The organism is Rhizobium sp. Leaf384, from assembly GCF_001424065.1.
GTDB lineage: Bacteria > Pseudomonadota > Alphaproteobacteria > Rhizobiales > Rhizobiaceae > Ferranicluibacter.
Window position 1 is genome coordinate 263221 of record NZ_LMQE01000001.1, and the last position, 25914, is coordinate 289134.

Sequence of the window (25914 nt, forward strand, 5' to 3'; positions counted from 1 at the left end):
AGATGGGCGCAAACCGAGGCAGAACATGAAGGGCAGCCGCGCCAAGCAACCGGACATCACCCCCGAGCTCTTGCTGCGCGCCTATTCGATCGGCCTGTTCCCGATGGCCGATTCGGCAGACGATCCCGAAATCTTCTGGGTCGAACCCGAGGTCCGCGGCATCATCCCGCTCGACGATTTTCACGTTTCCCGCAGCCTTGCCAAGGCAATCCGTCGCTCATCCTTTACCGTCCGGCGCAACACGGCGTTCGAGGCCGTCATGCGAGGATGCGCCGCGCCCGCGCCGGATCGACCGACGACCTGGATCAACGGCACGATCCGCGGTCTGTACACGGCCCTCCACCGGATGGGTCACGCGCATTCGGTCGAAGCATGGGACGGGGACGATCTGGTCGGCGGGCTCTACGGCGTTTCGCTCGGCGCGGCCTTCTTCGGCGAAAGCATGTTCTCGCGCCGCACCGACGCGTCGAAGATGTGCCTTGTCCACCTCGTCCAGCATCTGCGCGACCGCGGGTTCGTCCTGCTCGACACGCAGTTCACGACGGAGCACCTGAAAACGTTCGGCGCAATCGACGTGCCGAAGGCCGACTATGCTACCCTGCTCGCACAGGCCGTCGCGCAGCCCCATGTGCGGTTCTAACGGCGCGTTCTAGTATTCTCGGCATCATCTGGAACGATGAGGCCGAAGCCTTGCGGAGGCCTTGGAGCGGGATTACCGCGTGTTCGACGCGCTGTCCGGGGGCGGCAGGTCGGACTTGGCCTTGCAGCTCTGCAGCCAGACGTCGTAGACCGGGTGCTCGACGGCGTTCAGACCGGGACTGTCGGCAAACATCCAGCCGGTGAAGATGCGACGGATCTTGCGGTCGAGCGTGATTTCCTCGACCTCGACGAAGGACGTCGTCTTCTGGGCTTCCGTATCATCGCGGCTGTAGCAGACGCGCGGCGTCACCTGCAGCGCGCCAAACTGCACGGTCTCGCCGATATAGACGTCAAAGGTGGTGATGCGACCGGTGATCTTGTCGATCCCGGAGAAGACGGCCACGGGATTGGCCAGCCGTGCGGCCTCTGTCGGAAGCGCGCTCGCAGCGAAAGCGGAGACGGCGACGAGGAGCGGCAGGATCGCGCGGGCGTGAGATTTGCGGCAGATCGCGACATTGCGGTTCATCGACACGGTGCGGATCTTCCTGTTCACTGCAATTTCCGTTCTCTGCCCCGTCGGCATCCCGCCGGCGTGTCCGGCCACCCGAAGGTCGACCGCATCATCCCGGCGACATGTCCCGCTCCGCCCTCACAGGTGCTGCGGGATATTGGGTGCCAGACCCCCGATGGTCATGACGCACGCTTGCATACGCAGTGCAATCGTCACCTGTCGCGTCTCGCGGTCGGTGTAGAGGACAATCATGGCCGCGACATGTTCGTTCGGGACGGTCCGCGACCGCCGGACGCTTAAGAGCGTGGCGTCCAGGCGTCGTAGTCGCCGGTCACGCGCGGGCGCTCGCCGGCATTGGCCAGCGATCCCGGCGGACGATAGGCCTGGGCCGTGCCGGTCATGTTGACACGGTGCGGCTTCTGCCATTCGCGGGCAGCGTAGCTTTCGTCGGCCGGGGAAATATCCGTGCGGTGATGCATCCAGCCGTGCCAGCCCGGCGGAATGGCCGTCGCCTCGGCATAGCCGTTATACATGACCCAGCGGCGGGTCCGGCCCTCGGAGTCTTTGCCGCCTTCGTAATAGGTGTTGCCGAGCTCGTCCTGCCCGACCTTCTTGCCGAAGCGCCAGGTGTGGAACCGGGTCCCGATCGTCGAGCCGTTCCACCAGGTGAAAATCTGCAGAAAAGTCTTCATCGAACCGTCCTTGGACCGGCGCACGAAAGCCGTGCGCGGATGCCTTATGATTGCTTCTGCTTATGGCCTGCCGAGCCGGTCTTGTCCAGCCTGCGGGTGCCGCCCCGTGCGCCGTCGACCGCCGGCGGGATGTGCCCTATCGGGCGTCGTCCAGCACCTTTTCCATCTCGACCGTCGGCATGCCCCAGGCGTCCGATCCCGGGCCGATTTCGGTGAACCCGTGGGCTGCGTAGAACGCGATGGCCGGCGCATTGTCGCTGACGACCTCCACCCGCATGTGTCCGGCATAGGGAAAACACGTTTCGAGTTCGGCAAAGAGATCGCGCGCCAGGCCTTGGCGCTGGTACGCCGGGAGCACGTAGAGCTGGTGGAGGACGGCCGTCTCGTGCAGCGTCGGCGACATCGCGGCATAGGCCATTCCGCCGATGCGTTTGCCGTCGTCGGCCACGACGAACTCGCTGTTCTTGCGCGCCAGGTTTGCCTTGAGGACGGGAACCGCGTGCCACTTGGCCGTCATCTCGGCCACCTTGTCGGCGCCATAGGTGTCGTCGTAGGTCGCATGCGCCGTTTCGCTGAGAAGCGTGCTGATGGCCGCCAGATCGCGGTCCGTGGCTGAGCGGACGAAGAACATCCCCTAGTCCTCGAGCCCGAGCTTTGCCTTCACCAGCGACTGCACGGCCTGTGGGTTCGCCTTGCCGCCCGTCGCCTTCATCACCTGGCCGACGAACCAGCCGGCAAGCGACGGTTTGGCCTGAACCTTCGCCACCTGATCCGGATTGGCGGCGATGATGTCATCCACAGCCTTTTCGATCGCACCGGTATCGGTGACCTGCTTCATGCCGCGGGCCTCGACGATCTCGGCCGGGTCGCCGCCGTCGTTGAAGACGATCTCGAACAGGTCCTTGGCGAGCTTGCCCGAGATGACCTCGGACTTGATCAGGTCGAGAATGCCGCCGAGCTGTTTCGGGGAAACGGGAGTCTCTTCAATGCCTTTGCCGGCTTTGTTGAGCGCACCCAGCAAGTCGTTGATGACCCAGTTGGCCGCCGCCTTTCCGTCGCGGCCTGCGGACACGGCTTCGAAGTAGTCGGCGATCGCCTTTTCCGACACGAGGACAGAGGCGTCGTAGATCGACAGGCCGAGATCGCGCACAAAGCGCTCCTTCTTGTCGTCGGGCAGTTCTGGCAGGTCTGCCTTCAGCGCCGCGACAAAGGCCTCGTCGAATTCAAGCGGCAGGAGATCCGGATCCGGGAAGTAACGGTAATCATGCGCATCTTCCTTGGAGCGCATGGACCGCGTCTCGCCCTTGCCGGGGTCGAAGAGGCGCGTCTCCTGATCGATCTTGCCACCGTCCTCGAGGATCGCAATCTGGCGACGGGCTTCGTATTCGATGGCCTGGCCGATGAAGCGGATCGAGTTGACGTTCTTGATCTCGCAGCGCGTACCGAATTCGGCGCCCGGGCGGCGCACCGAGACGTTCACGTCGGCGCGCATCGAGCCTTCGTCCATGTTGCCGTCACAGGTGCCGAGATAGCGCACGATCGAGCGCAGCTTCGTCATGTAGGCCTTGGCCTCGTCGGACGAGCGCATGTCCGGCTTCGACACGATCTCCATCAGGGCGACGCCCGATCGGTTGAGATCGACATAGGACATGGTCGGGTGCTGGTCGTGCATCGACTTGCCCGCGTCCTGCTCGAGGTGCAGACGTTCGATCCCGACCTCGATATCCTCGAAATTGCCCTGACGGTCCGGGCCGAGCGAAATCACGATCTTGCCCTCGCCGACGATCGGATCCTTGAACTGCGAGATCTGGTAGCCCTGTGGGAGGTCGGGGTAGAAATAGTTCTTCCGGTCGAAGATCGAGCGGTGGTTGATCTGCGCCTTCAGGCCAAGCCCGGTGCGGACGGCCTGGCGAACGCATTCCTCGTTGATGACGGGCAGCATGCCGGGCATCGCCGCATCGACCAGGGAAACATTGGCATTGGCCGCATTGCCGAATGTCGTGGACGCGCCCGAGAAAAGCTTCGAGTTGCTCGTCACCTGGGCGTGCACCTCCATGCCGACGATCACTTCCCAGTCGCCAGTGGCACCGGGGATGAAGCGCTTCGGATCGGGGATACGGACGTCGACAAGGGTCATGACAGCTCTCGGTTCTTTCGCAGGCGGGCAGCCCGTTCGGTAAAACATCTATACCGGCGTTGCAAGGCTCGCAGCGTCGACAGCGTGCCGCGCCTGCCGACATTTGCGGGCGATCACACCCCCGCGCCCGAGGCGCCGTAGACACCGTCCTCGGTCTCGTCGGCGCAGATCAGCAACTTTCTCAGACCGATCTGCTCGACATCGCGGTCGAGGCGCGCTGCGTAGCGCGTCGAAAGCCAGGCGACGTGGAAGCCGCGCTTGGCAAAGAAGGCCAGGGCAGCCGCATTGTCCACATGGGTTGCGGTCTCCGCCACCTCCGTCCCTTCCGAGAGAATGTCGATCTCGAGCTTGTCCATCAGGCGGGCGCCCACCCCTTTTCGCTGGAAATCCGGGTGGATCCAGAAGTCGGTGATCACGCCGTCCGGGCGTTCGCAGGCGGCCCAGCCGATCACCAGTCCGTCGGTTTCGGCCACGTGGATGCGGTGCCAGCGCGACCGCGCAAAGGCAAGGAAGGCAAAATGGGCGACCTCCTGCATGGACACGTTTTCCGCCGATCCGGCATCGACGCCCGCAATGGCGCTTTCCCAGGCGGCAAGCCCGATATCGGCCAGCAGCGAAGCTTCGTCTTCCCGCGCAGCCCGGATCGTCGTCACGACCACATTCCCCTCTTCGAAAGCGTGCAAGACTGCCATGGGCCGTGGCCGAACTCAAGGCAACAGCCACGTGCAAGGGGCGGGCAGCTGCCGGACGGAGGGCAACACACAAACGATACCTCTGACACAAAAGCTTTATGAAACGGATCTAATGTAGCGCGCATGCGTCGGGCTCAGGGCCGGCGCCCAATTTCGCTCCTTGGTGATATCGAGACGTTCATGCGGGCCCCACCCTCTTCTGCGCTGCCTCTGGTCGCCAGCATCGTTGTCCCCATGAAGAACGAGGCGGAGAACGTCGAGCTTCTCGTCAACGAAATCGAACATGCATGCCGCGACCTCTGCATCGAGGCCATCATCGTGGATGACGGCTCGACCGACGCGACGCGCGCGCGCATCCTGGCCGCCATGGCAAGCCGCCCCTGGCTGAGACTTGTCGTCCATAGCCGTTCCGGCGGACAGTCGGCGGCCGTCCATTCCGGCGTTCTCGCCGCCCGCGCGGCGCTTGTCTGCACGCTCGATGGCGATGGTCAGAATCCTCCGTCCGAGATCCCGCATCTCCTGGCACCCTTTCTCGTTCCCGGGCGTCCGGAGATGCTGGGGCTCGTCGCGGGACAGCGGGTCAATCGGGCCGACACGCTTTCGAAGCGCATCGCCTCGCGCATCGCCAATGCGATCCGCGCCCGTGTCCTCTCCGACGCGACGCGGGACACGGGGTGCGGCCTGAAGGCGTTCCGCCGCGATGTCTTCCTCGAACTCCCCTACTTCAACCACATGCACCGGTACCTGCCGGCTCTGGTCGCGGCGCAGGGGTTTACGCTTGCGCATGTCGATGTTGCACATCGATCGCGTCATGCCGGGGTCTCCAACTACACCAACCTGCAACGCGCGCTGGTCGGGCTCCATGATCTCGTCGGCGTCGCCTGGCTGATCCGGCGCCGCAAGATCGTCCGGCCGGAGGAACAAGGCGTCCTTTCATGCATGACATTCTCGTCTTCTTCGGAATCGAGTCCCCGACGGATCTCGCTTGGCTGATCGTGGGGCTGTTCGCGCAGACCATGTTCTCACTGCGCTTCATCATCCAGTGGCTGCGTTCCGAAAAGGAAAAACGCTCGGTCATCCCCCATGCCTTCTGGTGGTTCTCCCTGTTTGGCGGCCTGACGCTGCTTGCCTACGGCCTGCATCGTCGCGAACCCGTGCTGATTCTCGGACAGGTGATGGGGGTGGTGATCTATGGGCGCAACATCGTCCTCATCCATCGCAGCCGCGGCGACCACGGCGGGCAGACCGGGCCGGCGCTGGGCGCGAACCCCTGACGCGCCTTTCCCGATGACGTCGAGCCGCGCCGTTCTCCTGATCCTTGCGCTCACGGCCTATCGGATCCTGCTGCTTGCCTTCGACCGGACCGATCTGTTCGTCGACGAGGCGCAGTACTGGATGTGGTCGCAGCATCTGGACTTCGGTTATTATTCCAAGCCGCCGATGATTGCCTGGGTGATCCACCTGACGACCGCGCTCGGCGGCTCGGACAGCCGCTTCTGGATCCGCCTTTCCTCGCCGCTGCTGCACGGCGCCACCGCCCTCGCCCTCATGCACTTTGCCCGAACCGTCACGCGATCGGCCCGGATCGCCGCCTGGTCGGGCGTAACTTTCGTGACCTTGCCGGGCGTCGCACTTTCATCGGTGTTCGTGTCGACCGATACGAGCCTTCTGTTCTTCTACGCGCTCGCCGCGCTCGCAACGGCCCGCCTGAGCACCCTCCATGCCGTGCGCGCCGACGTCGACATTCGCATGGGAATAGGCGGGTACATGGACAGGCCGGGCGAACGCGCGGACCCGGCTCCAGGCCGCCCCCCGGCCCCCATGATCGCTCCGGGCATGATCTCCGCGCTCGGGCTGGGTCTCGCCATCGGGCTCGGTCTTCTGTCGAAATACGCGATGCTCTATTTCCCGGTCACCGCGGCTCTTGCCGCCCATGTCGTCCGTCGATCACGGCTGCGCTGGCAGCACGCCGCCATCGCCACGCTGGTGGCTTTCATGACGGTTCTTCCCAACCTCGTGTGGAATGCCCGGCATGGCGGCGCGACCTTCCGGCATACGTCGGACAATATCGGCTGGAGCGGGTTTCATCTGCATGTCGATCGCGCGGCCGGCTTCTTCGCCGCGCAATTCGGCGTGGTGGGCCCGGTCATCTTCGCCGCGATGATCGCAGCGCTGATCCTGACGCTGCGCGGTCGCGGCACAGCAACCGACCGCCAGCTGGTGATCCTCTCATGGCCTATCATCGGACTGCTCGTCGTGCAGGCTTTGATGTCGCGCGCCTATGCAAACTGGGCGGCGACGGCCTATGTGGCCGGCGTGGTCCTCGCCGTCTGCCATCTCGACGCCACCTGGAAAAGAGGGTTGTGGATCAGTCTCGCCCTCAATGGCGCGGTGGCCGTCGCGCTGCCGCTCCTCTGCGCCTTCCCGGAAACGCATCTTCCCGGTCAGCCGCCGATCCTCAACCGGTATCTCGGGCGAAGCGCGCTCAGCCTGTCGCTGGCGGATCAGGCCCGAGCGGAGGGTTTGACGACGATCGTCGCCGAGGACCGCGATATCCTCGCGGATCTCGTCTACACCTTGCGCGGTTCGGAGATTGCGGTCCGTGCGCGGCCGACGGGCCAGCCGCCGCGCAACAGCTACGAGCAGGACCGGACCTACGCGCCTCTTCAGGATGGCCCGCGGGTGCTTCTGGTGACGGACGAGCCCTTCGCCTGCATGGCCGGGGCGGTCAAGCTGCCGGCGACCATCCGGCCGCAGACCGGCTTCCTGCAGGGCCGCGTGCTCACATCCTACGCCGCCGACGGCAGGTGCCTGCGGCCCTGACGTCGCCGGTGCTTGATGCCTACCACCACTTCGTGGGCGAAAAGCGGCCGGCAGCCTGCTCGATGACATGCGCCGTCTTGAACAGCGTTTCCTCCTCGAAGGGCCTGCCGATCAGCTGCAGGCCGAGTGGCAGGCCCTTGCCGTCGAGGCCCGCGGGAACGGCGATGCCCGGCAGTCCCGCCATGTTCACCGTCACCGTGAAGATGTCGTTGAGGTACATCTTGACCGGATCGGCTGCGAGCGCCTCGTCGGCAATGCCGAAGGCGGAGGACGGCGTGGCTGGCGTCAGGATCGCATCGACGCCCGCGTGAAAGGCCGTCTCGAAATCGCGCTTAATCAGCGTGCGCACCTTCTGGGCACGCAGGTAATAGGCGTCGTAATAGCCGGCCGAGAGCACATAGGTGCCGATCATGATCCGGCGCTTGACCTCCTGGCCGAAGCCGGCGGCGCGGGTCTGTTCGTACATGTCGGCAATGTCCTTGCCGTCGACACGCAGCCCATAGCGCACACCGTCATAGCGCGCCAAGTTGGAGGACGCCTCGGCCGGCGCGACGATGTAGTAGGCCGGCAGCGCGTACTTCGTGTGCGGCAGCGAGATGTCGACGATCTCGGCACCGGCGTCCTTGAGCCAGGCGATACCCTGACGCCACAGCGTCTCGATGTCCTCCGGCATGCCCTCGACGCGATACTCGGCGGGAATGCCGATCTTCATGCCCTTCAGGGTCTGGCCGATCGCCTTTTCGTAATCCGGGACGGGCAGATCGACCGACGTCGTGTCCTTGGCATCGACGCTTGCCATCGATTTCAGAAGGATCGCGGCGTCGCGGACGTCACGCGCGATCGGCCCGGCCTGGTCGAGCGAGGACGCGAAGGCAACGATGCCCCAGCGCGAGCAGCGGCCATAGGTCGGCTTGATTCCGACCGTGCCCGTAAAGGCCGCCGGCTGGCGGATGGAGCCGCCGGTATCGGTGGCCGTGGCGCCCGCGCACAGAAAGGCCGCGACAGCCGCGGCCGACCCGCCGGAGGAGCCGCCCGGCACCAGATCCAGGTTGGATCCCTCGGCACGCCAGGGGTTCTTGACCGGGCCGTAATAGGAGCTCTCGTTCGACGAGCCCATGGCGAATTCGTCCATGTTGAGCTTGCCAAGCATGACGGCGCCGTCGTTCCAGAGATTCTGGGTTACCGTCGACTCGTAGCGCGGCTCGAACCCGTCGAGAATGTGGCTGCAGGCCTGCGTGTGCACGCCTTCGGTGCCGAACAGGTCCTTGATTCCGAGCGGAATTCCCTCCAGCGCACCGGCCTTGCCGGCGGCGAGGCGCTCGTCGGACGCCTTCGCCATCGCCCGGGCCTTCTCGGGCGTCACCGTGACAAAGGCGTTCAAGGCGCCGTTCGCCGCATCGATGGCGGCGAGATAGGCATCGGTCAGTTCCACGGCCGTGATGTCGCGGGCGGCCAGCCGGTCGCGCGCTTCGGCAATGGTGAGGTGGGTGAGTTCGGTCATGGCGGACGGGACTTTCGAAAACGACAGGCGGGCGAAACGATCTTCAGCGTGGTCTGGACGGACGGTCTATTCGACGACCTTCGGCACGAGGAAGAAGTTGCGGTCGGAATTGGGCGCATTGGCCACGATGTCGTCGGCCTTGTCGCCGTCGGTCACCACATCCTCGCGCTTCTTCATCGCCATCGGCGTCACGGAGGTCATCGGCTCGACGCCGGACACATCGACCTCGCCGAGCTGTTCGACGAAGCCAAGGATCGCATTGAGCTCACCGGTCATGCGGTTGGCATCGTCTTCGCTGACGGCGATGCGGGCAAGATGTGCGACGCGCTTGACGGTGGCGAGATCGACGGACATGGCGGACTCCGGGCCTGACGGGAAATGATCCCCCGCTATACTGACCACGACGGACGCGCGCAACGGGGGATTCAGGCCAAGTCCGCCACGGCGACCCGATCAGACGGTCACGACGCCACCGACGGCAGGGACTTCGACCTTCGTGCTGGCGGGCTCCATCGCGGCAATGAAGAGGTCCGGGGTCTGGTCGACGATCGGAAAGGAACCATAGTGGCAGGGGAGCACGGTGGTGAATTTGAAGTAGCGCTGGCAAGCGAGCGCAGCCACGGCGCCGCCCATGGTGAAGCGGTCACCGATCGGGACGAGACCGATGTCGGGCTGATGAAGTTCGTGGATCAGGGCCATGTCGGAAAAGATGTCGGTGTCGCCCATGTGGTAGAGGGTCGGTGCGTCCTCGAAATGCAGCACCAGGCCGTTGGCGTTGCCGAGCGCGTGCGAAACGCCGTCTTCGGTGATCTGCGCGGAGGAGTGCAGCGCGTTGACGAAGGTGGTGGAGAAGCCCTTGAGGTGGATCGTTCCGCCCGTATTGCCCATTTCGAGGGCAGACACACCGCGCGATCCGATCCAGCTTGCGAGATCCGCATTGGCGACGACCGTCGCGCCGGTTTCCTTGGCAAGGGCAATGGTGTCCCCGACGTGGTCGCCGTGCCCATGCGTGAGCAGGATGTAGTCGAGGCCGGCCGCCGCGTCCTTGCGGGTCGATTCGTCGAAGGATGGATTGCCCGTGAAGAACGGGTCGATCAGGATCCTGGCTTTTGCCGTTTCGATGTGGAAAGCGGAATGGCCGAGCCATTTGATCTTCATGACATATCTCCTGTCATCTGTAGCATGCGCGCCCTGACCGGCCGCGCGAAAAAGCGCGCTGGCGAAATCGGCGCCCGCGGAGCATATGGAACACCGACGGGCAAAGACAAAGGCCGACGGAAAGGATTTCCATGAGCGTGATGACCATCGAGGAGCTGGCACTTGCACTGCCACCGCGCGGGGCGATTGCCGGGCTCGACCTGGGCACGAAGACGATCGGCCTTTCCGTATCCGATCTCGGACGGGGGTTGGCAACGCCGCGAACGGTCATCAAGCGCATCAAGTTTACCCCCGACGCGGATGCTCTTCTGGCCTTCGCCGACAGGGAAAAGATCATCGCCTTCATTATCGGGCTGCCGGTCAACATGGACGGATCGCAGGGGCCGCGCGCGCAGGCGACGCGCGCTTTCGTGCGCAACATGGAGCAGAAGACCGCCCTGCCCTTCGTCTACTGGGACGAGCGGCTGTCCACGGTCGCCGCCGAGCGGACGCTGATCGAGATGGACGTCTCCCGCGCCAAGCGCGCGGACCGGATCGATTCGGCGGCCGCGTCCTTCATTCTTCAGGGCGCACTCGACAGGTTGGCGTCGCTCGCCCGGGCGGCGGCAGCGAGAGACGACTGAGCCCTGCGCTGCTGGTACCAGGCGATGATGGCCTTGCGCTTGCGCAGCGCCAGCAGACCGAAGACCACGAAGCTGTCGAAGATCATGGCGCGCGCAACAAGCGGCGGAATGGCCTTTGGATCGATCCCGAGTACGTTGCCGTAGAGCTGGAACACGAGATCATTCGCCTCGCGCGACAACATGAAGATGCCGAAATTGATGTCGTTGTAAGAGAGCGTGTACCAACTCGTCAGGAACAGGACGGGGCCGCCCCAGAGGATGAGAAGCCATTTCATGTCCGGTTTCCTTCCGTGGCCGTTGTCGCGTTCACGTCCGCTCGCCCCCTCATGACGCTGCACCGCGCATGCGCCGCCCGCTGACGGCAGCGAGGGCGCGACTGGCGACGACGCAGACGAGCAGGACCAGCGCCGGTACGGCCACGTCCATCGTGACGGCTGCAAAGATCGACATGGGAATGAACGTCAGGACTGCGCGCATCATGCGGGCTCCGTGCGGCTTCGATCCGCAACACATGGGCCGTTAACCCTGACGAGGCAACGTCAACCTTTCGTTAAGGTTAATGCGCGGAGATGTGCCGAGGAACGTGCGCGATGCACGCCGCCTCGGGCGGCTTCTGCGCGGCATCGCGCCCGCGCTGCGGGCGAAGCCGACTAGCTGGAGGCGGGGTAGAGCAGATCGACGATGATCGCGCTGTCGAACCGCGAATCGAGCATGCCATAGGTGGAGCGCCAGCCGGCGGCGAGCCGCGACTCCATGAAGGCGTCCGCGATTCGGCCGGCGCCGAGCCGGTAAAGTTCGGCCGCGGCCGCGGCCAGGGCCAGCTGTTCGACCAGCAGGCGGGCCGCCCCTTCGTCGCGTTCGCAAAGCAGGATCGCGGCGCGCAGCACATCGATGGTCTTTCGCGCGGCAGGACCGAGGTCGAGGCCGATGATCTCGAACAGGGCCTCGAACAGTTCGCGACCGCGCTTGAGAACGCGCAGCACGTCGAGGGCCATCACATTGCCCGAGCCCTCCCAGATCGCATTCACCGGTGCCTCCCGGTAGTGGCGGGCGATCGGGCGCTCCTCCACATAGCCGTTGCCGCCGAGGCACTCCATGGCCTCCGCGATCAGGGTCGGTGCCGTCTTGCACACCCAGTATTTGACGACCGGCGTCATGATGCGGGCATAGGCCGCCTCCTCCGCGCTGTCGCGCGCACGGTCGAACGCATCGGCCAGCCGGAACGACAGCGCGCTGGCCGCCGCCACGTCGAGGGCCATGTCGGCGAGGACGCGGGTCATCATCGGCTGGGCCACGAGCGGCCGACCGAGCATCATACGTCCGCGGGTATGGTGCACGGCTTCCGCGAGGCTCGCCCGCATCATGCCGGCCGAGGACAAGGCGCAATCGAGCCGCGTCAGCGTGACCATGTCGAGAATCGTCGTGATCCCGGCGTCCGGCGCGCCCAGAATGAAGCCGAAGGTTTCGGAGAACTCCACTTCGGCGGAGGCGTTCGAACGATTGCCGAGCTTGTCCTTCAACCGCTGGAACCGGAGGCCGTTGGCCGATCCGTCTTCCAGCAGACGGGGAACAAGGAAGCAGCCGAGACCTTCGCGCGTCTGGGCCAGCATGACGAAGGCGTCGCTCATCGGCGCGGACATGAACCACTTGTGGCCGGAGAGCCGGTAGATCCCCTCGCCCACGCGCTCGGCCGTGGAGACATTGGCGCGCACATCCGTACCGCCCTGCTTTTCCGTCATGCCCATGCCAACGGTCACGGCGGACTTCTGCAGGAAAGGGCGATTGGACGCGTCGTACTTCCGCTGCAGGATCTTGGGCGCCCACTCCTTCTGCACCATCGGCGTTGCCGCCATGGCCGCGAGCGAGGCGCTCGTCATCGTCAGCGGGCAGAGATGCCCGCTCTCGAGCTGCGCGGTCAGGTAGAAGCGGATAGCGCGGGCCTTGTGCGCATGGCCGCGTTCGTCGGCCAGGTTCTCCCAGATGGACGCATGCAGGCCGGCCGCCATCGAGCGCCGCATCAGGGCATGCCAGGCGGGGTGGAAATCGACCACGTCCAGCCGTTCGCCGCGTGGCCCGTGCGTGCGCAGCTGCGGCACGCCCTGGTTTGCCATGCGTGCAAGATCCTGCGCCTCGGGCGACGTCACATAGCGCCCGAGTCCGTCAAAATCGTCGCGCAACGTCTTCGGCAGCCCGCTTGCGACGTCGGTCAGCAGCGGGTCGGAGCGGTAGGCATTGATACCCGACCAGGGTTTTGGCTGGTTGAGGTCGTCAGGGGTCGCATCGGGTCGAGTCACGGTCATGATCCGGTTCTAGCCGAAGTCCCGTGGGTTAGGAACAGCACCAGCCACACCCTCCCGCAAAATCGAATGCGGCTCTGACGGATGGCGTTCTCCCACCGCGAGAACCGCGTGCGCGAACGGAAGGCCGGCTTTGTCCTCAGCTGTTCGCGCGCGCTGCCTTGCCGCCCTCCTGCCGAGGCTCTATAGAGCGCGACAACGCGACCATCTGAGGCGGGCTTCCCATGGATTTCTTTCCGCATCGCCATCTTCTCGGCATCAAGGGCCTGAACGAGCGCGATATCACCGGACTTCTGGACCTGGCGGACGAGGCGGTGAAAATCTCCCGCCAGCGTGAGAAGAAGACCTCGACGCTCCGGGGCCTGACGCAGATCAATCTCTTCTTCGAAGCCTCGACCCGGACGCAATCCTCTTTCGAGCTTGCCGGAAAGCGCCTCGGCGCGGACGTCATGAACATGTCGGTCGGCAATTCGTCGGTGAAGAAGGGCGAGACGCTGATCGACACCGCCATGACGCTGAACGCGATGCATCCCGACGTGCTGGTCGTTCGCCATTCGTCGGCCGGTGCCGCCGCCCTTCTGGCGCAGAAGGTGTCCTGCTCGGTCATCAATGCCGGCGACGGACAACACGAGCATCCGACCCAGGCGCTGCTCGATGCGCTGACCATTCGCAGGGCCAAGGGCAAGCTGTCGCGCATCATCGTGGCCATTTGCGGCGACGTGCTCCATTCGCGCGTCGCGCGCTCCAACATTCTTCTGCTGAACCAGATGGGTGCACGCGTGCGCGTCGTCGCGCCCGCAACGCTGCTGCCGGCCGGCATCGCCGAAATGGGGGCGGAGGTCTACCACTCGATGGAAGAAGGCCTGAAGGACGCGGACGTCGTGATGATGCTGCGGCTGCAGCGCGAGCGGATGGCCGGGGCCTTCGTGCCGTCGGTCCGCGAATATTTCCGCTATTACGGCCTCGATGCGCAAAAGCTGAAGGCGGCCAAGGACGACGCGCTCGTCATGCATCCCGGCCCCATGAATCGCGGCGTCGAAATTGCCTCCGAAATCGCCGATGGCCCGCAGAGCGTGATCGAACAGCAGGTCGAGATGGGCGTTGCCGTCCGCATGGCCGTCATGGAGGCGCTGCTCGTCTCCCAGCATCAGGGCGGCCTCAACAACCAGGGTTTCCGCGCATGACCGACCTCGTCCTGACCAACCTGCGCATCATCGACCCGTCGCGCAACCTCGATGAGACCGGCACGATCGTCATCCGCGACGGCGTTATCCTTGCTGCCGGCAGCGATGCGACCCGCCAGGGTCATCCGGAAGGCGCGACCGTACAGGATTGCCGGGGCCTGGTCGCCGTGCCCGGGCTGGTCGATGCCCGCGTGTTCGTCGGCGAACCCGGCGCCGAACATCGCGAGACGATCGCCTCGGCCGCGCAAGCCGCAGCCGTCGGGGGCATCACCTCGTTCATCGCCATGCCCGATACCGACCCCGTCATCGACGACATCGCGCTTGTCGAATTCGTCATGAAGACGGCCCGCGACAAGGCGGTCGTCAACGTCTATCCGGCCGCCGCGCTGACCAAGGGGTTGCATGGCACGGAGATGACCGAATTCGGCCTTCTCAGCGAGGCCGGCGCCGTCTGCTTCACCAACGGCCGGGCGGCCCTGCACGATACGCTGGTCCTGCGGCGGGCGATGACCTATGCCCGCGAATTCGGCATGGTGATCGCATTGGAGTCGCGCGACAAATATCTGGGTGCCGGCGGCGTCATGAACGAAGGACTGCTGGCCAGCTGGCTCGGGCTTTCGGGGGTACCGCGCGAGGCGGAGATCATTCCCCTGGAACGCGACCTGCGCGTGGCCGGGCTGACCCGCGCCGCCTACCATGCGGCCAAGATTTCCCTGCCGGAGTCGGTCGATGCCATCACGCTGGCCAGATCGCGCGGCGTCAACGTGACCTCGGGCATCTCGATCAACCATCTGTCCCTCAACGAGAACGACATCGGGGAGTACAGGACCTTCTTCAAGGTAACGCCGCCACTGCGGGGCGAGGACGACCGGAAGGCCATGGTTCAGGCCCTGGCCGACGGGCGGATCGACATCATCGTGTCCTCGCATGATCCGCAGGACGTCGACACCAAGCGCCTGCCCTTCGCCGATGCCGCCGACGGTGCGATCGGTCTGGAAACGATGCTGGCTGCCGCCCTCCGACTGTATCATAGCGGCGAAGTGCCGCTGATCCGGCTGATCGATGCGCTGTCGACACGGCCGGCGCAGATCTTCGGGCTGGATGCGGGCACGCTCAAGCCGGGTGCGCGGGCCGACATCACGCTGATCGATCTCGACGAACCCTGGGTGGTCGCAAAGGAGGCGATCGTTTCGCGCTCGAAAAACACGCCGTTCGAAAATGCCCGCTTTACGGGCCGCGCCGTTCGCACCTATGTTGCAGGAAAGTGCGTGCACAGCCTGTAGGGGGCTGATGCGAGGGGACATCGATGGACCTGTTCATGTGGCCGCTCCCGGCCCTGCCGACGCTCGGCTTCCTTCTGTTCGGCTACCTGCTCGGCTCGATCCCGTTCGGCCTGATCCTGACGCGGGCGGCCGGCCTTGGCGATGTCCGCAAGATCGGATCCGGCAATATCGGTGCGACGAACGTGCTGCGCACGGGCAACAAGAAGCTTGCCGCGGCAACCCTGCTTCTCGACGCGCTCAAGGGAACGCTGGCCGCAGCGGTCGGGGCCTATCTCCTCGGTCCGGACGCCGGCATCGCGGCCGGTTTCGGCGCGTTTCTCGGCCATCTCTTTCCGGTCTGGCTCGGCTTCAAGGGCGGCAAGGGCATCGCGACCTATATCGGCGTGCTCCTTGGTCTCGCGCCTGTTGTCGTCCTTGTCTTCGCCGCCTGCTGGCTGATCGTCGCCAAGGTCACGCGCTATTCCTCGCTGTCGGCGCTCGTTGCCACCGTTGTGGTGCCGATCGTGCTCCTCGTCGCCGGTTATGGACGGATCGGCCTCCTGTTCGTCGCGCTGAGCCTCATCACCTGGCTCAAGCATCGCGCCAACATCGAGCGTCTGATCGCAGGAACGGAAAGCCGAATCGGTCAGAAGGGATAGGCGCCGATGAGCGACAGCGCGAAGGCCCCCGGTGGCAAAGGTATCGCGCTGACGGATCGTCAAAGGATTGCCTGGCTCCGCCTGATCCGCTCCGACAATGTCGGCCCCGTCACCTTCCGCGACCTCATCAATCATGTCGGATCGGCCGAGACGGCGCTGGAAATGCTGCCCGAACTCTCGCGCCGGGGCGGATCGACCCGCGCCATCCGCATCGCGACGGTCGCAGAGGCCGAGCGGGAGCTGGCCACCGCCACGCGTTGCGGTGCCCGATTCGTCGGTATCGGCGAACCTGACTATCCCGCCGCGCTGCGGCAGATCGACGGCGCACCCCCGCTCCTTGCCGTCAAGGGACATGCCGCGACCGGCACCGCGCCGGCGCTGGGGATCGTCGGCGCGCGCAACGCCTCCATCAGCGGCGCCAAATTTGCGGCGATGCTGGCCCGCGACGTCGGGCGGGCGGGCTATGCGATCATCTCGGGACTTGCCCGGGGGATCGATACCGCTGCCCATCGCGCGAGCCTCGACACCGGCACGATCGCGGTTCTGGCCGGCGGCATCGACATGCCCTACCCGCCCGAGAACGTTCCCCTTCTCGACGAGATCACGAACGGGCAAGGCCTCGCCATCAGCGAGATGCCGTTTGGCTGGGAACCGCGAGCGCGCGACTTTCCGCGCCGCAACCGGCTGATCGCCGGCGTGGCGCTCGGGCTCGCGGTGGTGGAGGCCGCGAGCCGATCCGGCTCGCTGATCACGGCACGCTACGCTGCTGATTTCGGGCGTCTCGTCTTCGCCGTTCCGGGATCGCCGCTCGATCCACGCTGTCACGGGACCAATGGCCTCCTGAAAGACGGCGCGGTGGTCACGACCGAAGCACGCGACATTCTGGAAGCCCTCGCGCCGCTGAGCCGTATCGACCTTTTCGACCAGCCGCAGGCGCGCGAAACCGAGGAAACGGACGTGGGCGCGGAGACCCTGCGGATGACCCCGCCGCCCGGCGAGCGCGAGCGCGAGACGATCGTCGATGCGCTGGGACCGACGCCGGTCGACATCGACGACATCATCCGGCACACCGGCTTTTCCGCCTCCGCGGTCTATCTCGTGCTTCTAGAGCTTGATCTTGCCAGCCGGCTTCACCGACACCCCGGCGGCCGCGTTTCCATCGATCCGCTTGGCTGACAAAGCGCGGCGTCCGGACATCAGGTCGCCCGCTTCCACATAGGCCATTTCCAGCAGGTAGCAGAGCATGTCCGCCCCCTTTTCATCCGCAACGCCCCGCAGCTCTCCCAGCATCTGACGGATATAGGCCAGGCTCTCGTCCGGAGGCGTCGCGGGAACTGCGGAGTCATTATATACGGGCACCATGAAACGTCCTAATGGGCTTGGCCTTGCTCTCGAGACGGCAGCAGACAGCCCGAGCGGCGGCGGCCGTCAGGCCGTCACCACCGCGCGTTCATCGATGCGCCGTCTCGTCTCCGGCAGACGATAACCCAAATATTCCTAATTGCAATAATAACATTATCCCCCTTAGGTTGTGGCGCGTTGTATTCGGTCGGGATCGCCCGGGGTCGGCACCTTGTCGCAGGGAGATCATCAAACCCCTATAAATGAAAGGGTTTCAGATCGTCTGCCGGTTCATGCAAACTGGCTAATTTCATGCTCACCACTTGACCGCGAGGAAATCCCCCTCCATGTCGAGGCTTCAAAAGTTCCCGGCGTGACGGCCGAGGGAAGTCTGTCACCCTCCTCAATGGTTGCTGAATCCTATGACCATGAATGTCGTCGTCGTTGAATCGCCGGCCAAAGCAAAGACCATCAACAAGTATCTCGGCCCCGGCTACACGGTCCTGGCCTCGTTCGGTCACGTCCGCGACCTTCCGGCCAAGGACGGGTCGGTCAAGCCCGACGAAGACTTCGCCATGCTCTGGGAGGTGGACACCGCGTCAGCCAAGCGCATGAACGACATCGGCACCGCGCTCAAGAGCGCAGACGGTCTTATTCTGGCGACCGACCCGGATCGCGAAGGCGAGGCGATTTCCTGGCACGTGCTCGATCTTCTGCGCAAGAAGAAGCTGATCGGCGACAAGCCCGTGAGCCGGGTCGTCTTCAACGCCATAACCAAGAAGGCGGTTCTCGACGCCATGGCCAATCCGCGGGACATCGACGTGCCCCTGGTGGATGCCTATCTGGCGCGCCGCGCGCTCGATTATCTCGTCGGCTTCAACCTGTCGCCGGTCCTGTGGCGCAAGCTGCCGGGCGCCCGCTCGGCCGGCCGCGTCCAGTCGGTCGCGCTGCGGCTCGTCTGCGACCGCGAGTCGGAGATCGAACGCTTCGTCTCGGAAGAATACTGGAACCTGTCGGCCGTCCTCAAGACGCCGCGGGGCGACGATTTCGAGGCGCGTCTCGTGGCCGCCGACGGCAAGCGCCTTCAGGCGCGCTCGGTCGCCAATGGCGAACAGGCCAACGATCTGAAGGCCCTGCTCGAAGGCGCATCCTATGTCGTCGATACGGTCGAGGCGAAACCCGTCAAGCGCAATCCCTCGCCACCCTTCACCACATCGACGCTGCAGCAGGCGGCCTCCTCCAAGCTCGGTTTTTCCGCGTCGCGCACCATGCAGGTGGCCCAGCGGCTTTACGAGGGCATCGACCTTGGCGGCGAGACCGTCGGTCTGATCACCTATATGCGAACCGACGGCGTACAGATGGCGGCAGAAGCGATCGACGCCGCCCGCAGCGCCATCGGCGACCAGTTCGGAGCACGGTATGTGCCCGAGAAGCCCCGTCTCTATTCGACCAAGGCGAAAAACGCGCAGGAAGCGCACGAAGCCGTGCGCCCGACCGACTTCACCCGGACGCCCGACCAGTTGCGCCGGTTTCTCGACGCCGACCAGCTGCGTCTCTACGACCTGATCTGGAAACGCGGCATCGCCAGCCAGATGGCTTCGGCCGAGATCGAACGCACGACCGTGGAAATCCTGGCCGAGAACGGAGGCCGCAAGGCCGGACTTCGGGCCGTGGGTTCCGTCATCCGCTTCGACGGCTTCATCGCCGCCTATACAGATCAGAAGGAAGACGGCGAACAGAGTGACGATGCCGAGGACGAAGGACGCCTGCCCGAGATCAAGGCGCGCGAAAACGTCGCCAAGCAGACGGTCAATGCGAGCCAGCATTTCACCGAGCCGCCGCCACGCTATTCGGAAGCGAGCCTGATCAAGCGCATGGAAGAGCTCGGCATCGGCCGGCCCTCGACCTATGCCTCGACGCTGGCGACCCTGCGCGACCGCGAATACGTCGTGATCGACAAGCGCAAGCTGATCCCCGAGGCGAAGGGACGTCTTGTCACGGCTTTCCTCGAGAGCTTTTTCCACCGCTACGTGGAGTATGACTTCACCGCGTCGCTCGAAGAAAAGCTCGACCGGATCTCGGCGGGCGAACTCAACTGGAAGGACGTGCTTCGCGACTTCTGGAAGGATTTCTTCGCGCAGATCGAGGACACCAAGGAACTGCGTGTCACCAATGTTCTCGATGCGCTGAACGAGGAACTTGCGCCGCTCGTCTTCCCCAAACGCGAAGACGGCAGCGATCCGCGGATCTGTCAGGTCTGCGGCACCGGCAAGCTGTCGCTGAAACTGGGCAAGTACGGCGCCTTCGTCGGCTGCTCGAACTATCCGGAGTGCAACTTCACGCGCCAGCTGTCCTCGGACGGCGATGCGGAAGCGCAGGCCTCGAACGAGCCGCAGGCGCTTGGCAAGGATCCGCATACGGACGAGGAGATCACGCTGCGCAACGGCCGTTTCGGCCCCTATGTCCAGCGCGGAGACGGCAAGGAAGCCAAGCGCTCCAGCCTGCCCAAGGGCTGGACGCCGGCGAGCATCGACCACGAGAAGGCGCTGGCCCTTCTCTCGCTCCCCCGCGACATCGGGCAGCATCCGGAAACCGGCAAGATGATCTCGTCCGGCCTCGGCCGCTACGGGCCCTTCATCCTGCATGACGGGAAATACGCGAATGTCGAGACCATCGAGGACGTCTTCTCGATCGGCTTGAACCGGGCCGTTTCCGTGCTCGCCGACAAGGCGTCGAAAGGTCCGGCCGGACGCGGCGCGGCCGTCGCGGCGCTGAAGGAGCTCGGCGAACATCCCGATGGCGGCGCCATCACCGTGCGCGACGGACGCTACGGCCCCTATGTCAACTGGGGCAAGGTCAATGCGACCCTGCCGAAGGGCAAGGATCCGGCCTCGGTCACGCTGGAGGAGGCCTTGCCGCTTCTGGCAGAACGTGCCGGCAAGACGAAACCTGTGAAGGCCAAGGCCGTTAAGGCAAAGACGGCCAAACCGACCAAGGCGAAAGCTGCGGCAGACGGCGGCGAGACGGTCGCCAAGCCGCGCGCCGCGGCAAAGGCCAAGCCGGCCGCGAAGACGACGAAAGCAAAGGCTGCCGCAAAACCCAAGACGGCGGCAGCCGCCAAGGCACAGAAGGGATAGACCGTGAGCAAATCGCCTCGCATCGGCATGAGACGGACCGCAAAGCCCTCGGTCCGGCTGGCCCGTGCGGGCACGGCCCTGCCGCCCGCAGATGAAGCGCCGATCATTCATGGCGCCGTGCCGCCGCGCGACGTGCTCATGCGGTTCATCGCGGAAAACCCCGACAAGGCCTCCAAGCGCGAGATCTCGCGCGCCTTCGGTTTGAAGGGCGAGGCGCGCATCGAGCTGAAGGCGGCTCTGCGCGATCTTGAGGACGACGGCCTGCTGGAAAAGAAGCGCAAGGCGCTCGTCCGGCCGGGCGCCCTGCCTCCGGTGGCGGTTCTCGATATCACGACCCGGGACAAGGATGGCGAACTCGTCGCCCGCCCCGCCGAATGGCCGGACGATGCGGGCGTCGCACCCGCCGTCCTCATCCGCCAGTCGAGCGTCGCGAAGGCCAAGGGCAAGATGCCTGTCGGCGGGATCGGCGACCGGGTGCTCGCCAAGATCTTCCCCTCCAAGGAACCGACGGGACCAGCCTATACCGGTCGCATCGTCAAGGTTCTCGATCGCCGCCGCAACGCGAACGCAGCGCTCGGCGTCTTCCGGGAAATGCCCGCCGGCACCGGCCGCATTCTGCCGATCGACAAGCGCGGCGAGGAGATGGATGTCGAGGCAAGCGGCGTCCACGATGCCAAGGACGGCGATCTGGTCGAGGTGGAAATCGTCCGCTCCGGCCGCTTCGGCCTTGCGAAGGCGGAGGTGAAATCGGTCATCGGCTCTGTCGCTTCGGAAAAGGCGATCTCGATGATCGCGATCCACGCGCACGGCATCCCCTATATCTTTCCCGACAGCGTGCTGCGCGAAGCCGATGCCGCGGGTCCGGCCACCATGTCGCATCGCGAGGACTGGCGATCCCTGCCGCTGATCACGATCGATCCTGCCGACGCCAAGGACCATGACGACGCCGTGCATGCGGAACCGGACACCGCGCCGGAGAACGAGGGCGGCGTGATCGTGACGGTCGCGATCGCCGATGTTTCCTGGTACGTGCGCCCGAAATCCGCGCTCGACAACGAAGCGCAGAAGCGCGGCAACTCCGTCTATTTCCCCGACCGTGTCGTGCCGATGCTGCCCGAGCGCATCTCCAACGAATTGTGTTCGCTGAAAGAAACGGTCGATCGGCCGGCGCTGGCCGTGCGCATGCGCTTCACCCGCGAGGGCCGGAAGATCGGGCACACGTTCCACCGCATCATGATGAAGAGTGCCGCCAAGCTCTCCTATCAGCAGGCGCAGGCTGCGATCGACGGCGCGCCGGACGAGAAGACCGGCCCGCTGCTCGAGCCGATCCTGAGGCCGCTCTGGGATGCCTATCGCATCCTCACCGTCGGGCGGAATCGTCGCCAGCCGCTCGAGCTCAACATGCCGGAGCGAAAGATCATTCTGAAGCCGGACGGAACGGTCGACCGTGTCTTCGTGCCGGACAGGCTCGACGCGCACAAGCTGATCGAGGAGATGATGATCCAGGCGAACGTGGCTGCGGCCGAGACGCTGGAGATCAAGCGCCAGCCCCTGGTCTACCGCGTTCACGATGCGCCGTCGCTCGCCAAGCAGGAGACCCTGCGCGAGTTCCTGGCGACGCTCGACCTGACCCTGGTCAAGGGCGGCAACATGCGCGCCAACCATTTCAACGGGATCCTCGCGAAAGCCGAGGATCAGGCCTATGAGACGATCGTCAACCAGATGGTGCTCCGGTCGCAGAGCCAGGCGGTCTACAGCCCCGAGAACATCGGCCATTTCGGTCTGAACCTGATGAAGTACGCGCACTTCACCTCGCCGATCCGCCGTTATGCCGACCTCATCGTCCACCGGGCGCTGGTCGGTTCGCTCGGGCTTGGCGAGGGCGGCATCACGCCGGCGGAAGAAGGGGCGCTCGAAGACATCGCCGCAGAGATTTCGACATTCGAGCGCCGGGCGATGGCAGCGGAACGCGACACGATCGATCGCCTGATCGCGCACCATCTCAGCGGCCGTGTCAACGAAGAGTTCGACGGTCGCGTGTCCGGCGTCACCAAGTCCGGCCTGTTCATCTCGCTGCCCCAATATGGGGCCGACGGCTTCGTGCCGGTCTCGACGCTCGGCCGTGACTATTTCATCTTCGACGAAGCCCACATGGCGCTGGTCGGCGACAAGACGGGTCTCGGCTATCGCCTCGGCGACGAGGTGCGGGTCAAGCTTGTCGACGCCGTGCCGCTCGCGGGCGCCCTGCGCTTCGAAATGCTGGACGAGGGCCGCAAGATGCCGGCGGCAACGCGGTCGTTCCACAAGGCCGGACGCCGCGACAGGGCGGGCGCACGCAAGGCGCCCGGCACCCGACCGCCGCGCGGGCGGCGCTGACTCCCATGAAAGATGGTGACCGCATGAACGAGACATCCTCGGACGTTGCAACGCTGCATCTCGGCGATACGCCGATCCGCGATCGGCCGATCGGCCGATCCATTGGGCGGGGGCTCTTCAACCGCTGTCCGAACTGTGGTCAGGGACGCATGTTCGGGCGGTTCCTGAAGGTCAACGACACGTGCACCACCTGTGGAGAGGCGCTTCATCATCACCGTGCGGACGACTTTCCGCCGTACATCGTCGTCACGATCGTCGGCCATCTGGTCCTCGGAGGCTTCATGATGACGGAAATGCTGGTGTCGCTGTCGAACTGGCAGCACTTGGCCATCTGGGTGCCGATCACGGTCCTTGGTTCGCTTGCCCTCATGCAGCCGGTCAAGGGCGGCGTCGTGGGGCTGCAATGGGCGCTTCGCATGCATGGCTTCGGTGGCCACGAGGATCGACCGGAAGACGAGCTGCCAGCGCAGGATCGCACCTGATGCGCAACGATGCCGCCGCAGCGGGCGGCGCGTTCAAGGCCGTCTCCAGGACGACGAGCGGGCCGACCAAGCCGACCGACGCCACCGAGGCGCCAGCGCCGGCAAAGGCGTTGCGCCCCCGGCTGGCGGCCTCGATCCTGCTTCTGGATCGAAGCGGCCGCGATGTCCGCGTGCTGGTCGGACGGCGCAGCCGGCAGCATGTGTTCATGCCGAACGTCCACGTGTTTCCCGGTGGCAGGCGCGATCCGGCCGATCACCGCATCGCCTATGCGCGCGATCTTCCCGAAGCCCTGCTCGAGCGCCTGGTCGGCATCTATCGCGGGCGCCTTTCGGTTTCCGCAGTGCGTGCCCTGGCTCTGGCCGCGATGCGGGAACTGCACGAGGAGACCAACCTCGCCGTCGGGCCTGCCTGGCCGGGGTCCGTCCGCCCTGAAGGAAGCCTGCCCTTCCAGCCGGATCTCGAGCGGCTGCGCTATGTCGCCCGAGCCGTGACGCCGACGGGACTCGTGCGACGATTCGATACGCATTTCTTCGCGCTGTTCACCGACGAGGTGGATCTCGATCTCGGCGCGCTGCAGGACAGCCGGGAGCTGGAGGACTTTCGCTGGATCTCCGTCGGCGATCCGTCCGGGGTTGCCATCCCCGATATCACCGCACGCATTCTTGCCGCGTTGCATGCAAGGCTTGACGCCGACCCGCTGCTCCGCTTTGACGGCACCGTGCCGTATTTCCATGTCCGGAATGGACGCCCCATCCGCGATCTTCTGTGAGGACACCGAATGTCTCTGACGACCCCTGGCTCGTCTCAGCCGGTTGAGGATATCCATTGGCTGTCGCTGATCGCGGCCCTTGCGGCCGTGACCACGGTCGGCATCGCCATCGGCCTCGGCGTCCCCCTGCTCAGCTTCATCATGGAGCGCCGCGGCGTTTCCTCGACGCTGATCGGCCTCAATTCGACCGTGGCCGGGCTCGCCTCCATGGTCGCGGCGTCCTTCACGACGCGGCTTGCCCATCGATTCGGCGTTGCGCAGATCATGGTGGTGGCCGTCGTGCTCGCGGCGGCGCCCGCGCTGGGCTTCTATTTCGTGGAGAATTTCTGGCTGTGGTTCCCGCTGCGGATCGTCTTCCAGAGCGGCATCACCATCCTGTTCGTCCTGTCAGAGTTCTGGATCAACGCCACGGCGCCGCCCCACCGGCGCGGGCTCGTCTTCGGCATCTACGGGACGGTTCTCTCGCTCGGCTTCGCGGCGGGCCCCCTGCTCTTCTCGCTCCTCGGCAGCGAGGGTATTCTGCCCTTCGCGGTCGGCGCCGGCATTATCCTGCTGGGCGCCATCCCGATCATCATCGCCCGCAAGGAAAGCCCGGATATCGACGAGATGCCGGAGATGCACTTCCTGCGCTACGTGTTCATGGTGCCGATGGCGACGGCCGCCGTCTTCGTCTTCGGCGCGGTGGAATATGGCGGCCTGTCGCTGTTTCCGGTCTACGGCACACGCGTCGGCTTTTCCGAATCGCAGGCTGCGCTTCTCCTGACCATCATGGGCGTGGGCAATCTGATCTTCCAGATCCCGCTCGGTCTCCTGTCGGACCGCATGAAGGACCGCCGAAAGCTGCTGGTCGCGCTGACCGTGATCGGCCTTGTCGGTGCGCTCTGCCTGCCCGTCCTGTCGACCAACTGGTATGCGCTGGCGACCATTCTGCTTCTGTGGGGCGGCATCATCTCCGGCCTTTACACGATCGGCCTCAGCCATCTCGGGACGCGTCTCCACGGGCCCGAGCTTGCAGCCGCCAATGCGGCGTTCGTGTTCTGCTATGCCCTGGGAACGGTCGCCGGCCCGCAGGTCATCGGCGCCTCCATGGATGTGTTCGGCAATGACGGCTTTGCCTGGTCCATCGCCGCGTTCTTCGGGCTTTACATCGTGCTTTCCCTGGCTCGGCTGGTTTATAACCCGAAACGGGGTTGACTTTTCGGGCGCGATTTGTAGTTTCGCGCCAAGCTCGCCGGGACCTTTGAACGAAGTCCGGCTTTGTTATTTCAGAAGGCAGGACGACCATGGCGAAAGCTGCAAAAATCAAGATCAAGCTGCTGTCGACGGCCGACACAGGTTTCTTCTACGTGACCTCGAAGAACAGCCGTACGAAGACGGACAAGTTCAGCATGACGAAGTACGACCCGGTCGTGCGCAAGCATGTCGAATTCAAGGAAACCAAGATCAAGTAAGATCGGGTTCCCGCGCTGCCAGAAAGGCGCCGGCGATATCGTCAGGCGCCTTTTTTGCGTCCGGGCTTGGGCGCAGGCGCGCCGGGCTGTACTGATCTCTGCCTGCTTCTGGCACCCGAAATGAAAAAACGCCGCTCCTGAAACCAGAAGCGGCGTTTGATGGATGCCGGCCGGCACGC

27 protein-coding genes are annotated in these 25914 nt (G+C 65.0%); 15 read left to right on the forward strand and 12 right to left on the reverse strand.

What is annotated here, in order from left to right:
* The first annotated feature begins 25 nt into the window (after positions 1-25).
* Positions 26-640: a leucyl/phenylalanyl-tRNA--protein transferase gene (gene aat, locus ASG25_RS01335; RefSeq protein ID WP_062468322.1), complete on the forward strand. Its 615-nt coding sequence runs from the start codon at positions 26-28 to the stop codon at positions 638-640.
* 72 nt (positions 641-712) lie between these two features.
* Here aat and ASG25_RS01340 read toward each other — a convergent pair whose 3' ends face one another.
* The 5 genes from ASG25_RS01340 to ASG25_RS01360 all read right to left on the reverse strand — a co-directional run bounded on the left by ASG25_RS01340 (position 713) and on the right by ASG25_RS01360 (position 4671).
* Positions 713-1192: a DUF2155 domain-containing protein gene (locus ASG25_RS01340; RefSeq protein WP_244479292.1), complete on the reverse strand. Its 480-nt coding sequence runs from the start codon at positions 1190-1192 to the stop codon at positions 713-715.
* A gap of 254 nt (positions 1193-1446) precedes the next feature.
* A complete protein-coding gene (locus ASG25_RS01345) occupies positions 1447-1842 on the reverse strand; it encodes an NADH:ubiquinone oxidoreductase subunit NDUFA12 (protein WP_062468324.1) in 396 nt (131 codons plus the stop codon).
* A gap of 136 nt (positions 1843-1978) precedes the next feature.
* Positions 1979-2473: a GNAT family N-acetyltransferase gene (locus ASG25_RS01350; RefSeq protein ID WP_062468325.1), complete on the reverse strand. Its 495-nt coding sequence runs from the start codon at positions 2471-2473 to the stop codon at positions 1979-1981.
* A 3-nt stretch (positions 2474-2476) separates the two neighbouring features.
* Positions 2477-3979 (reverse strand): Asp-tRNA(Asn)/Glu-tRNA(Gln) amidotransferase subunit GatB, encoded by a 1503-nt coding sequence (gene gatB, locus ASG25_RS01355; RefSeq protein ID WP_062468327.1) that lies wholly within the window; start codon positions 3977-3979, stop codon positions 2477-2479.
* A 113-nt stretch (positions 3980-4092) separates the two neighbouring features.
* A complete protein-coding gene (locus tag ASG25_RS01360) occupies positions 4093-4671 on the reverse strand; it encodes a GNAT family N-acetyltransferase (protein WP_062468328.1) in 579 nt (192 codons plus the stop codon).
* A 180-nt stretch (positions 4672-4851) separates the two neighbouring features.
* Between ASG25_RS01360 and ASG25_RS01365 the strand changes: the two genes are divergently transcribed.
* From ASG25_RS01365 to ASG25_RS01375, 3 genes are read left to right on the forward strand one after another with little or no spacing between them, the layout of a single operon-like run.
* The gene (locus tag ASG25_RS01365; protein WP_156379915.1) at positions 4852-5664 is read left to right on the forward strand and encodes a glycosyltransferase; all 813 of its coding nucleotides are present in this window, start codon (positions 4852-4854) and stop codon (positions 5662-5664) included.
* The gene (locus tag ASG25_RS01370) at positions 5607-5945 is read left to right on the forward strand and encodes a lipid-A-disaccharide synthase N-terminal domain-containing protein (RefSeq protein WP_062468330.1); all 339 of its coding nucleotides are present in this window, start codon (positions 5607-5609) and stop codon (positions 5943-5945) included. Before ASG25_RS01365 ends, ASG25_RS01370 begins: the two co-directional genes overlap by 58 nt.
* A gap of 13 nt (positions 5946-5958) precedes the next feature.
* A complete protein-coding gene (locus ASG25_RS01375) occupies positions 5959-7494 on the forward strand; it encodes a glycosyltransferase family 39 protein (RefSeq protein ID WP_062468332.1) in 1536 nt (511 codons plus the stop codon).
* Positions 7495-7513: 19 nt separating this feature from the next.
* Here the strand turns inward: ASG25_RS01375 and gatA are convergent, their stop codons facing one another.
* The 3 genes from gatA to ASG25_RS01390 all read right to left on the reverse strand — a co-directional run bounded on the left by gatA (position 7514) and on the right by ASG25_RS01390 (position 10153).
* Positions 7514-8995, reverse strand: coding sequence for an Asp-tRNA(Asn)/Glu-tRNA(Gln) amidotransferase subunit GatA (gatA, locus tag ASG25_RS01380; RefSeq protein ID WP_062468335.1), 1482 nt, complete (start codon positions 8993-8995; stop codon positions 7514-7516).
* Positions 8996-9061: 66 nt separating this feature from the next.
* Complete coding sequence (gene gatC, locus ASG25_RS01385) at positions 9062-9349, reverse strand: Asp-tRNA(Asn)/Glu-tRNA(Gln) amidotransferase subunit GatC (RefSeq protein ID WP_062468338.1); 288 nt, start codon at positions 9347-9349, stop codon at positions 9062-9064.
* A gap of 99 nt (positions 9350-9448) precedes the next feature.
* A complete protein-coding gene (locus ASG25_RS01390; protein WP_062468339.1) occupies positions 9449-10153 on the reverse strand; it encodes a metal-dependent hydrolase in 705 nt (234 codons plus the stop codon).
* Positions 10154-10284: 131 nt separating this feature from the next.
* On the opposite strand from ASG25_RS01390, the gene ruvX reads away from it, so the two are divergent.
* A complete protein-coding gene (gene ruvX / locus ASG25_RS01395) occupies positions 10285-10776 on the forward strand; it encodes a Holliday junction resolvase RuvX (protein ID WP_062468341.1) in 492 nt (163 codons plus the stop codon).
* On the opposite strand, the gene ASG25_RS01400 is transcribed toward ruvX, so the two are convergent.
* From ASG25_RS01400 to ASG25_RS01405, 3 genes are all read right to left on the reverse strand, one after another.
* The gene (locus ASG25_RS01400; RefSeq protein WP_062468343.1) at positions 10716-11051 is read right to left on the reverse strand and encodes a DUF6105 family protein; all 336 of its coding nucleotides are present in this window, start codon (positions 11049-11051) and stop codon (positions 10716-10718) included. The two genes, ruvX and ASG25_RS01400, sit on opposite strands and share 61 nt — an antisense overlap.
* 49 nt (positions 11052-11100) lie before the next feature.
* Positions 11101-11256 carry a hypothetical protein gene (locus ASG25_RS22480; protein ID WP_156379916.1) on the reverse strand — a complete coding sequence of 52 codons (156 nt, stop codon included), beginning with the start codon at positions 11254-11256 and terminating at the stop codon, positions 11101-11103.
* A gap of 170 nt (positions 11257-11426) precedes the next feature.
* A complete protein-coding gene (locus ASG25_RS01405; protein ID WP_062468345.1) occupies positions 11427-13076 on the reverse strand; it encodes an acyl-CoA dehydrogenase family protein in 1650 nt (549 codons plus the stop codon).
* A gap of 221 nt (positions 13077-13297) precedes the next feature.
* Here ASG25_RS01405 and ASG25_RS01410 point away from each other — a divergent pair, with 221 nt between their 5' ends.
* The 4 genes from ASG25_RS01410 to dprA are packed head-to-tail and all read left to right on the forward strand — an operon-like array spanning position 13298 to position 17354.
* Positions 13298-14257, forward strand: coding sequence for an aspartate carbamoyltransferase catalytic subunit (locus ASG25_RS01410; RefSeq protein WP_062468347.1), 960 nt, complete (start codon positions 13298-13300; stop codon positions 14255-14257).
* Positions 14254-15540: a dihydroorotase gene (locus ASG25_RS01415; protein ID WP_062468349.1), complete on the forward strand. Its 1287-nt coding sequence runs from the start codon at positions 14254-14256 to the stop codon at positions 15538-15540. Before ASG25_RS01410 ends, ASG25_RS01415 begins: the two co-directional genes overlap by 4 nt.
* A gap of 23 nt (positions 15541-15563) precedes the next feature.
* On the forward strand, positions 15564-16178 hold the full coding sequence (plsY, locus tag ASG25_RS01420; RefSeq protein WP_062468352.1) for a glycerol-3-phosphate 1-O-acyltransferase PlsY: 615 nt from the start codon (positions 15564-15566) through the stop codon (positions 16176-16178).
* A 6-nt stretch (positions 16179-16184) separates the two neighbouring features.
* On the forward strand, positions 16185-17354 hold the full coding sequence (gene dprA / locus ASG25_RS01425) for a DNA-processing protein DprA (RefSeq protein WP_062468354.1): 1170 nt from the start codon (positions 16185-16187) through the stop codon (positions 17352-17354).
* Here the strand turns inward: dprA and ASG25_RS21985 are convergent.
* Positions 17283-17540, reverse strand: coding sequence for a hypothetical protein (locus ASG25_RS21985; RefSeq protein WP_062693588.1), 258 nt, complete (start codon positions 17538-17540; stop codon positions 17283-17285). The genes dprA and ASG25_RS21985 overlap by 72 nt on opposite strands.
* A gap of 407 nt (positions 17541-17947) precedes the next feature.
* Between ASG25_RS21985 and topA the strand changes: the two genes are divergently transcribed.
* The 6 genes from topA (at position 17948) to rpmG (ending at position 25735) form a co-directional block, all read left to right on the forward strand.
* Complete coding sequence (gene topA / locus ASG25_RS01430; RefSeq protein ID WP_062471858.1) at positions 17948-20656, forward strand: type I DNA topoisomerase; 2709 nt, start codon at positions 17948-17950, stop codon at positions 20654-20656.
* Positions 20657-20794: 138 nt separating this feature from the next.
* Positions 20795-23032: a ribonuclease R gene (rnr, locus tag ASG25_RS01435; protein ID WP_244479335.1), complete on the forward strand. Its 2238-nt coding sequence runs from the start codon at positions 20795-20797 to the stop codon at positions 23030-23032.
* A gap of 23 nt (positions 23033-23055) precedes the next feature.
* Entirely contained in the window at positions 23056-23514 is a 459-nt protein-coding gene (locus ASG25_RS01440) for a DUF983 domain-containing protein (RefSeq protein WP_062468358.1), read from the forward strand.
* Positions 23514-24284 (forward strand): NUDIX hydrolase, encoded by a 771-nt coding sequence (locus ASG25_RS01445; RefSeq protein ID WP_062468360.1) that lies wholly within the window; start codon positions 23514-23516, stop codon positions 24282-24284. Before ASG25_RS01440 ends, ASG25_RS01445 begins: the two co-directional genes overlap by 1 nt.
* A gap of 9 nt (positions 24285-24293) precedes the next feature.
* Positions 24294-25478 carry an MFS transporter gene (locus ASG25_RS01450; RefSeq protein ID WP_062468363.1) on the forward strand — a complete coding sequence of 395 codons (1185 nt, stop codon included), beginning with the start codon at positions 24294-24296 and terminating at the stop codon, positions 25476-25478.
* An 89-nt stretch (positions 25479-25567) separates the two neighbouring features.
* Entirely contained in the window at positions 25568-25735 is a 168-nt protein-coding gene (gene rpmG / locus ASG25_RS01455; RefSeq protein WP_062468365.1) for a 50S ribosomal protein L33, read from the forward strand.
* Positions 25736-25914: the final 179 nt, after the last annotated feature.

What these genes read in the sequence shown, in the direction of transcription:
- aat (WP_062468322.1), top strand. Translation starts at nt 26, where the DNA reads ATGAAGGGCAGCCGCGCCAAGCAACCGGACATCACCCCCGAGCTCTTG.
- ASG25_RS01345 (WP_062468324.1), bottom strand. Translation starts at nt 1,842, where the DNA reads ATGAAGACTTTTCTGCAGATTTTCACCTGGTGGAACGGCTCGACGATC.
- ASG25_RS01350 (WP_062468325.1), bottom strand. Translation starts at nt 2,473, where the DNA reads ATGTTCTTCGTCCGCTCAGCCACGGACCGCGATCTGGCGGCCATCAGC.
- gatB (WP_062468327.1), bottom strand. Translation starts at nt 3,979, where the DNA reads ATGACCCTTGTCGACGTCCGTATCCCCGATCCGAAGCGCTTCATCCCC.
- ASG25_RS01360 (WP_062468328.1), bottom strand. Translation starts at nt 4,671, where the DNA reads ATGGCAGTCTTGCACGCTTTCGAAGAGGGGAATGTGGTCGTGACGACG.
- ASG25_RS01365 (WP_156379915.1), top strand. Translation starts at nt 4,852, where the DNA reads ATGCGGGCCCCACCCTCTTCTGCGCTGCCTCTGGTCGCCAGCATCGTT.
- ASG25_RS01370 (WP_062468330.1), top strand. Translation starts at nt 5,607, where the DNA reads ATGCATGACATTCTCGTCTTCTTCGGAATCGAGTCCCCGACGGATCTC.
- ASG25_RS01375 (WP_062468332.1), top strand. Translation starts at nt 5,959, where the DNA reads ATGACGTCGAGCCGCGCCGTTCTCCTGATCCTTGCGCTCACGGCCTAT.
- gatA (WP_062468335.1), bottom strand. Translation starts at nt 8,995, where the DNA reads ATGACCGAACTCACCCACCTCACCATTGCCGAAGCGCGCGACCGGCTG.
- gatC (WP_062468338.1), bottom strand. Translation starts at nt 9,349, where the DNA reads ATGTCCGTCGATCTCGCCACCGTCAAGCGCGTCGCACATCTTGCCCGC.
- ASG25_RS01390 (WP_062468339.1), bottom strand. Translation starts at nt 10,153, where the DNA reads ATGAAGATCAAATGGCTCGGCCATTCCGCTTTCCACATCGAAACGGCA.
- ruvX (WP_062468341.1), top strand. Translation starts at nt 10,285, where the DNA reads ATGAGCGTGATGACCATCGAGGAGCTGGCACTTGCACTGCCACCGCGC.
- ASG25_RS01400 (WP_062468343.1), bottom strand. Translation starts at nt 11,051, where the DNA reads ATGAAATGGCTTCTCATCCTCTGGGGCGGCCCCGTCCTGTTCCTGACG.
- ASG25_RS22480 (WP_156379916.1), bottom strand. Translation starts at nt 11,256, where the DNA reads ATGATGCGCGCAGTCCTGACGTTCATTCCCATGTCGATCTTTGCAGCC.
- ASG25_RS01405 (WP_062468345.1), bottom strand. Translation starts at nt 13,076, where the DNA reads ATGACCGTGACTCGACCCGATGCGACCCCTGACGACCTCAACCAGCCA.
- ASG25_RS01410 (WP_062468347.1), top strand. Translation starts at nt 13,298, where the DNA reads ATGGATTTCTTTCCGCATCGCCATCTTCTCGGCATCAAGGGCCTGAAC.
- ASG25_RS01415 (WP_062468349.1), top strand. Translation starts at nt 14,254, where the DNA reads ATGACCGACCTCGTCCTGACCAACCTGCGCATCATCGACCCGTCGCGC.
- plsY (WP_062468352.1), top strand. Translation starts at nt 15,564, where the DNA reads ATGGACCTGTTCATGTGGCCGCTCCCGGCCCTGCCGACGCTCGGCTTC.
- dprA (WP_062468354.1), top strand. Translation starts at nt 16,185, where the DNA reads ATGAGCGACAGCGCGAAGGCCCCCGGTGGCAAAGGTATCGCGCTGACG.
- ASG25_RS21985 (WP_062693588.1), bottom strand. Translation starts at nt 17,540, where the DNA reads ATGGTGCCCGTATATAATGACTCCGCAGTTCCCGCGACGCCTCCGGAC.
- topA (WP_062471858.1), top strand. Translation starts at nt 17,948, where the DNA reads ATGAATGTCGTCGTCGTTGAATCGCCGGCCAAAGCAAAGACCATCAAC.
- rnr (WP_244479335.1), top strand. Translation starts at nt 20,795, where the DNA reads ATGCGGTTCATCGCGGAAAACCCCGACAAGGCCTCCAAGCGCGAGATC.
- ASG25_RS01440 (WP_062468358.1), top strand. Translation starts at nt 23,056, where the DNA reads ATGAACGAGACATCCTCGGACGTTGCAACGCTGCATCTCGGCGATACG.
- ASG25_RS01445 (WP_062468360.1), top strand. Translation starts at nt 23,514, where the DNA reads ATGCGCAACGATGCCGCCGCAGCGGGCGGCGCGTTCAAGGCCGTCTCC.
- ASG25_RS01450 (WP_062468363.1), top strand. Translation starts at nt 24,294, where the DNA reads ATGTCTCTGACGACCCCTGGCTCGTCTCAGCCGGTTGAGGATATCCAT.
- rpmG (WP_062468365.1), top strand. Translation starts at nt 25,568, where the DNA reads ATGGCGAAAGCTGCAAAAATCAAGATCAAGCTGCTGTCGACGGCCGAC.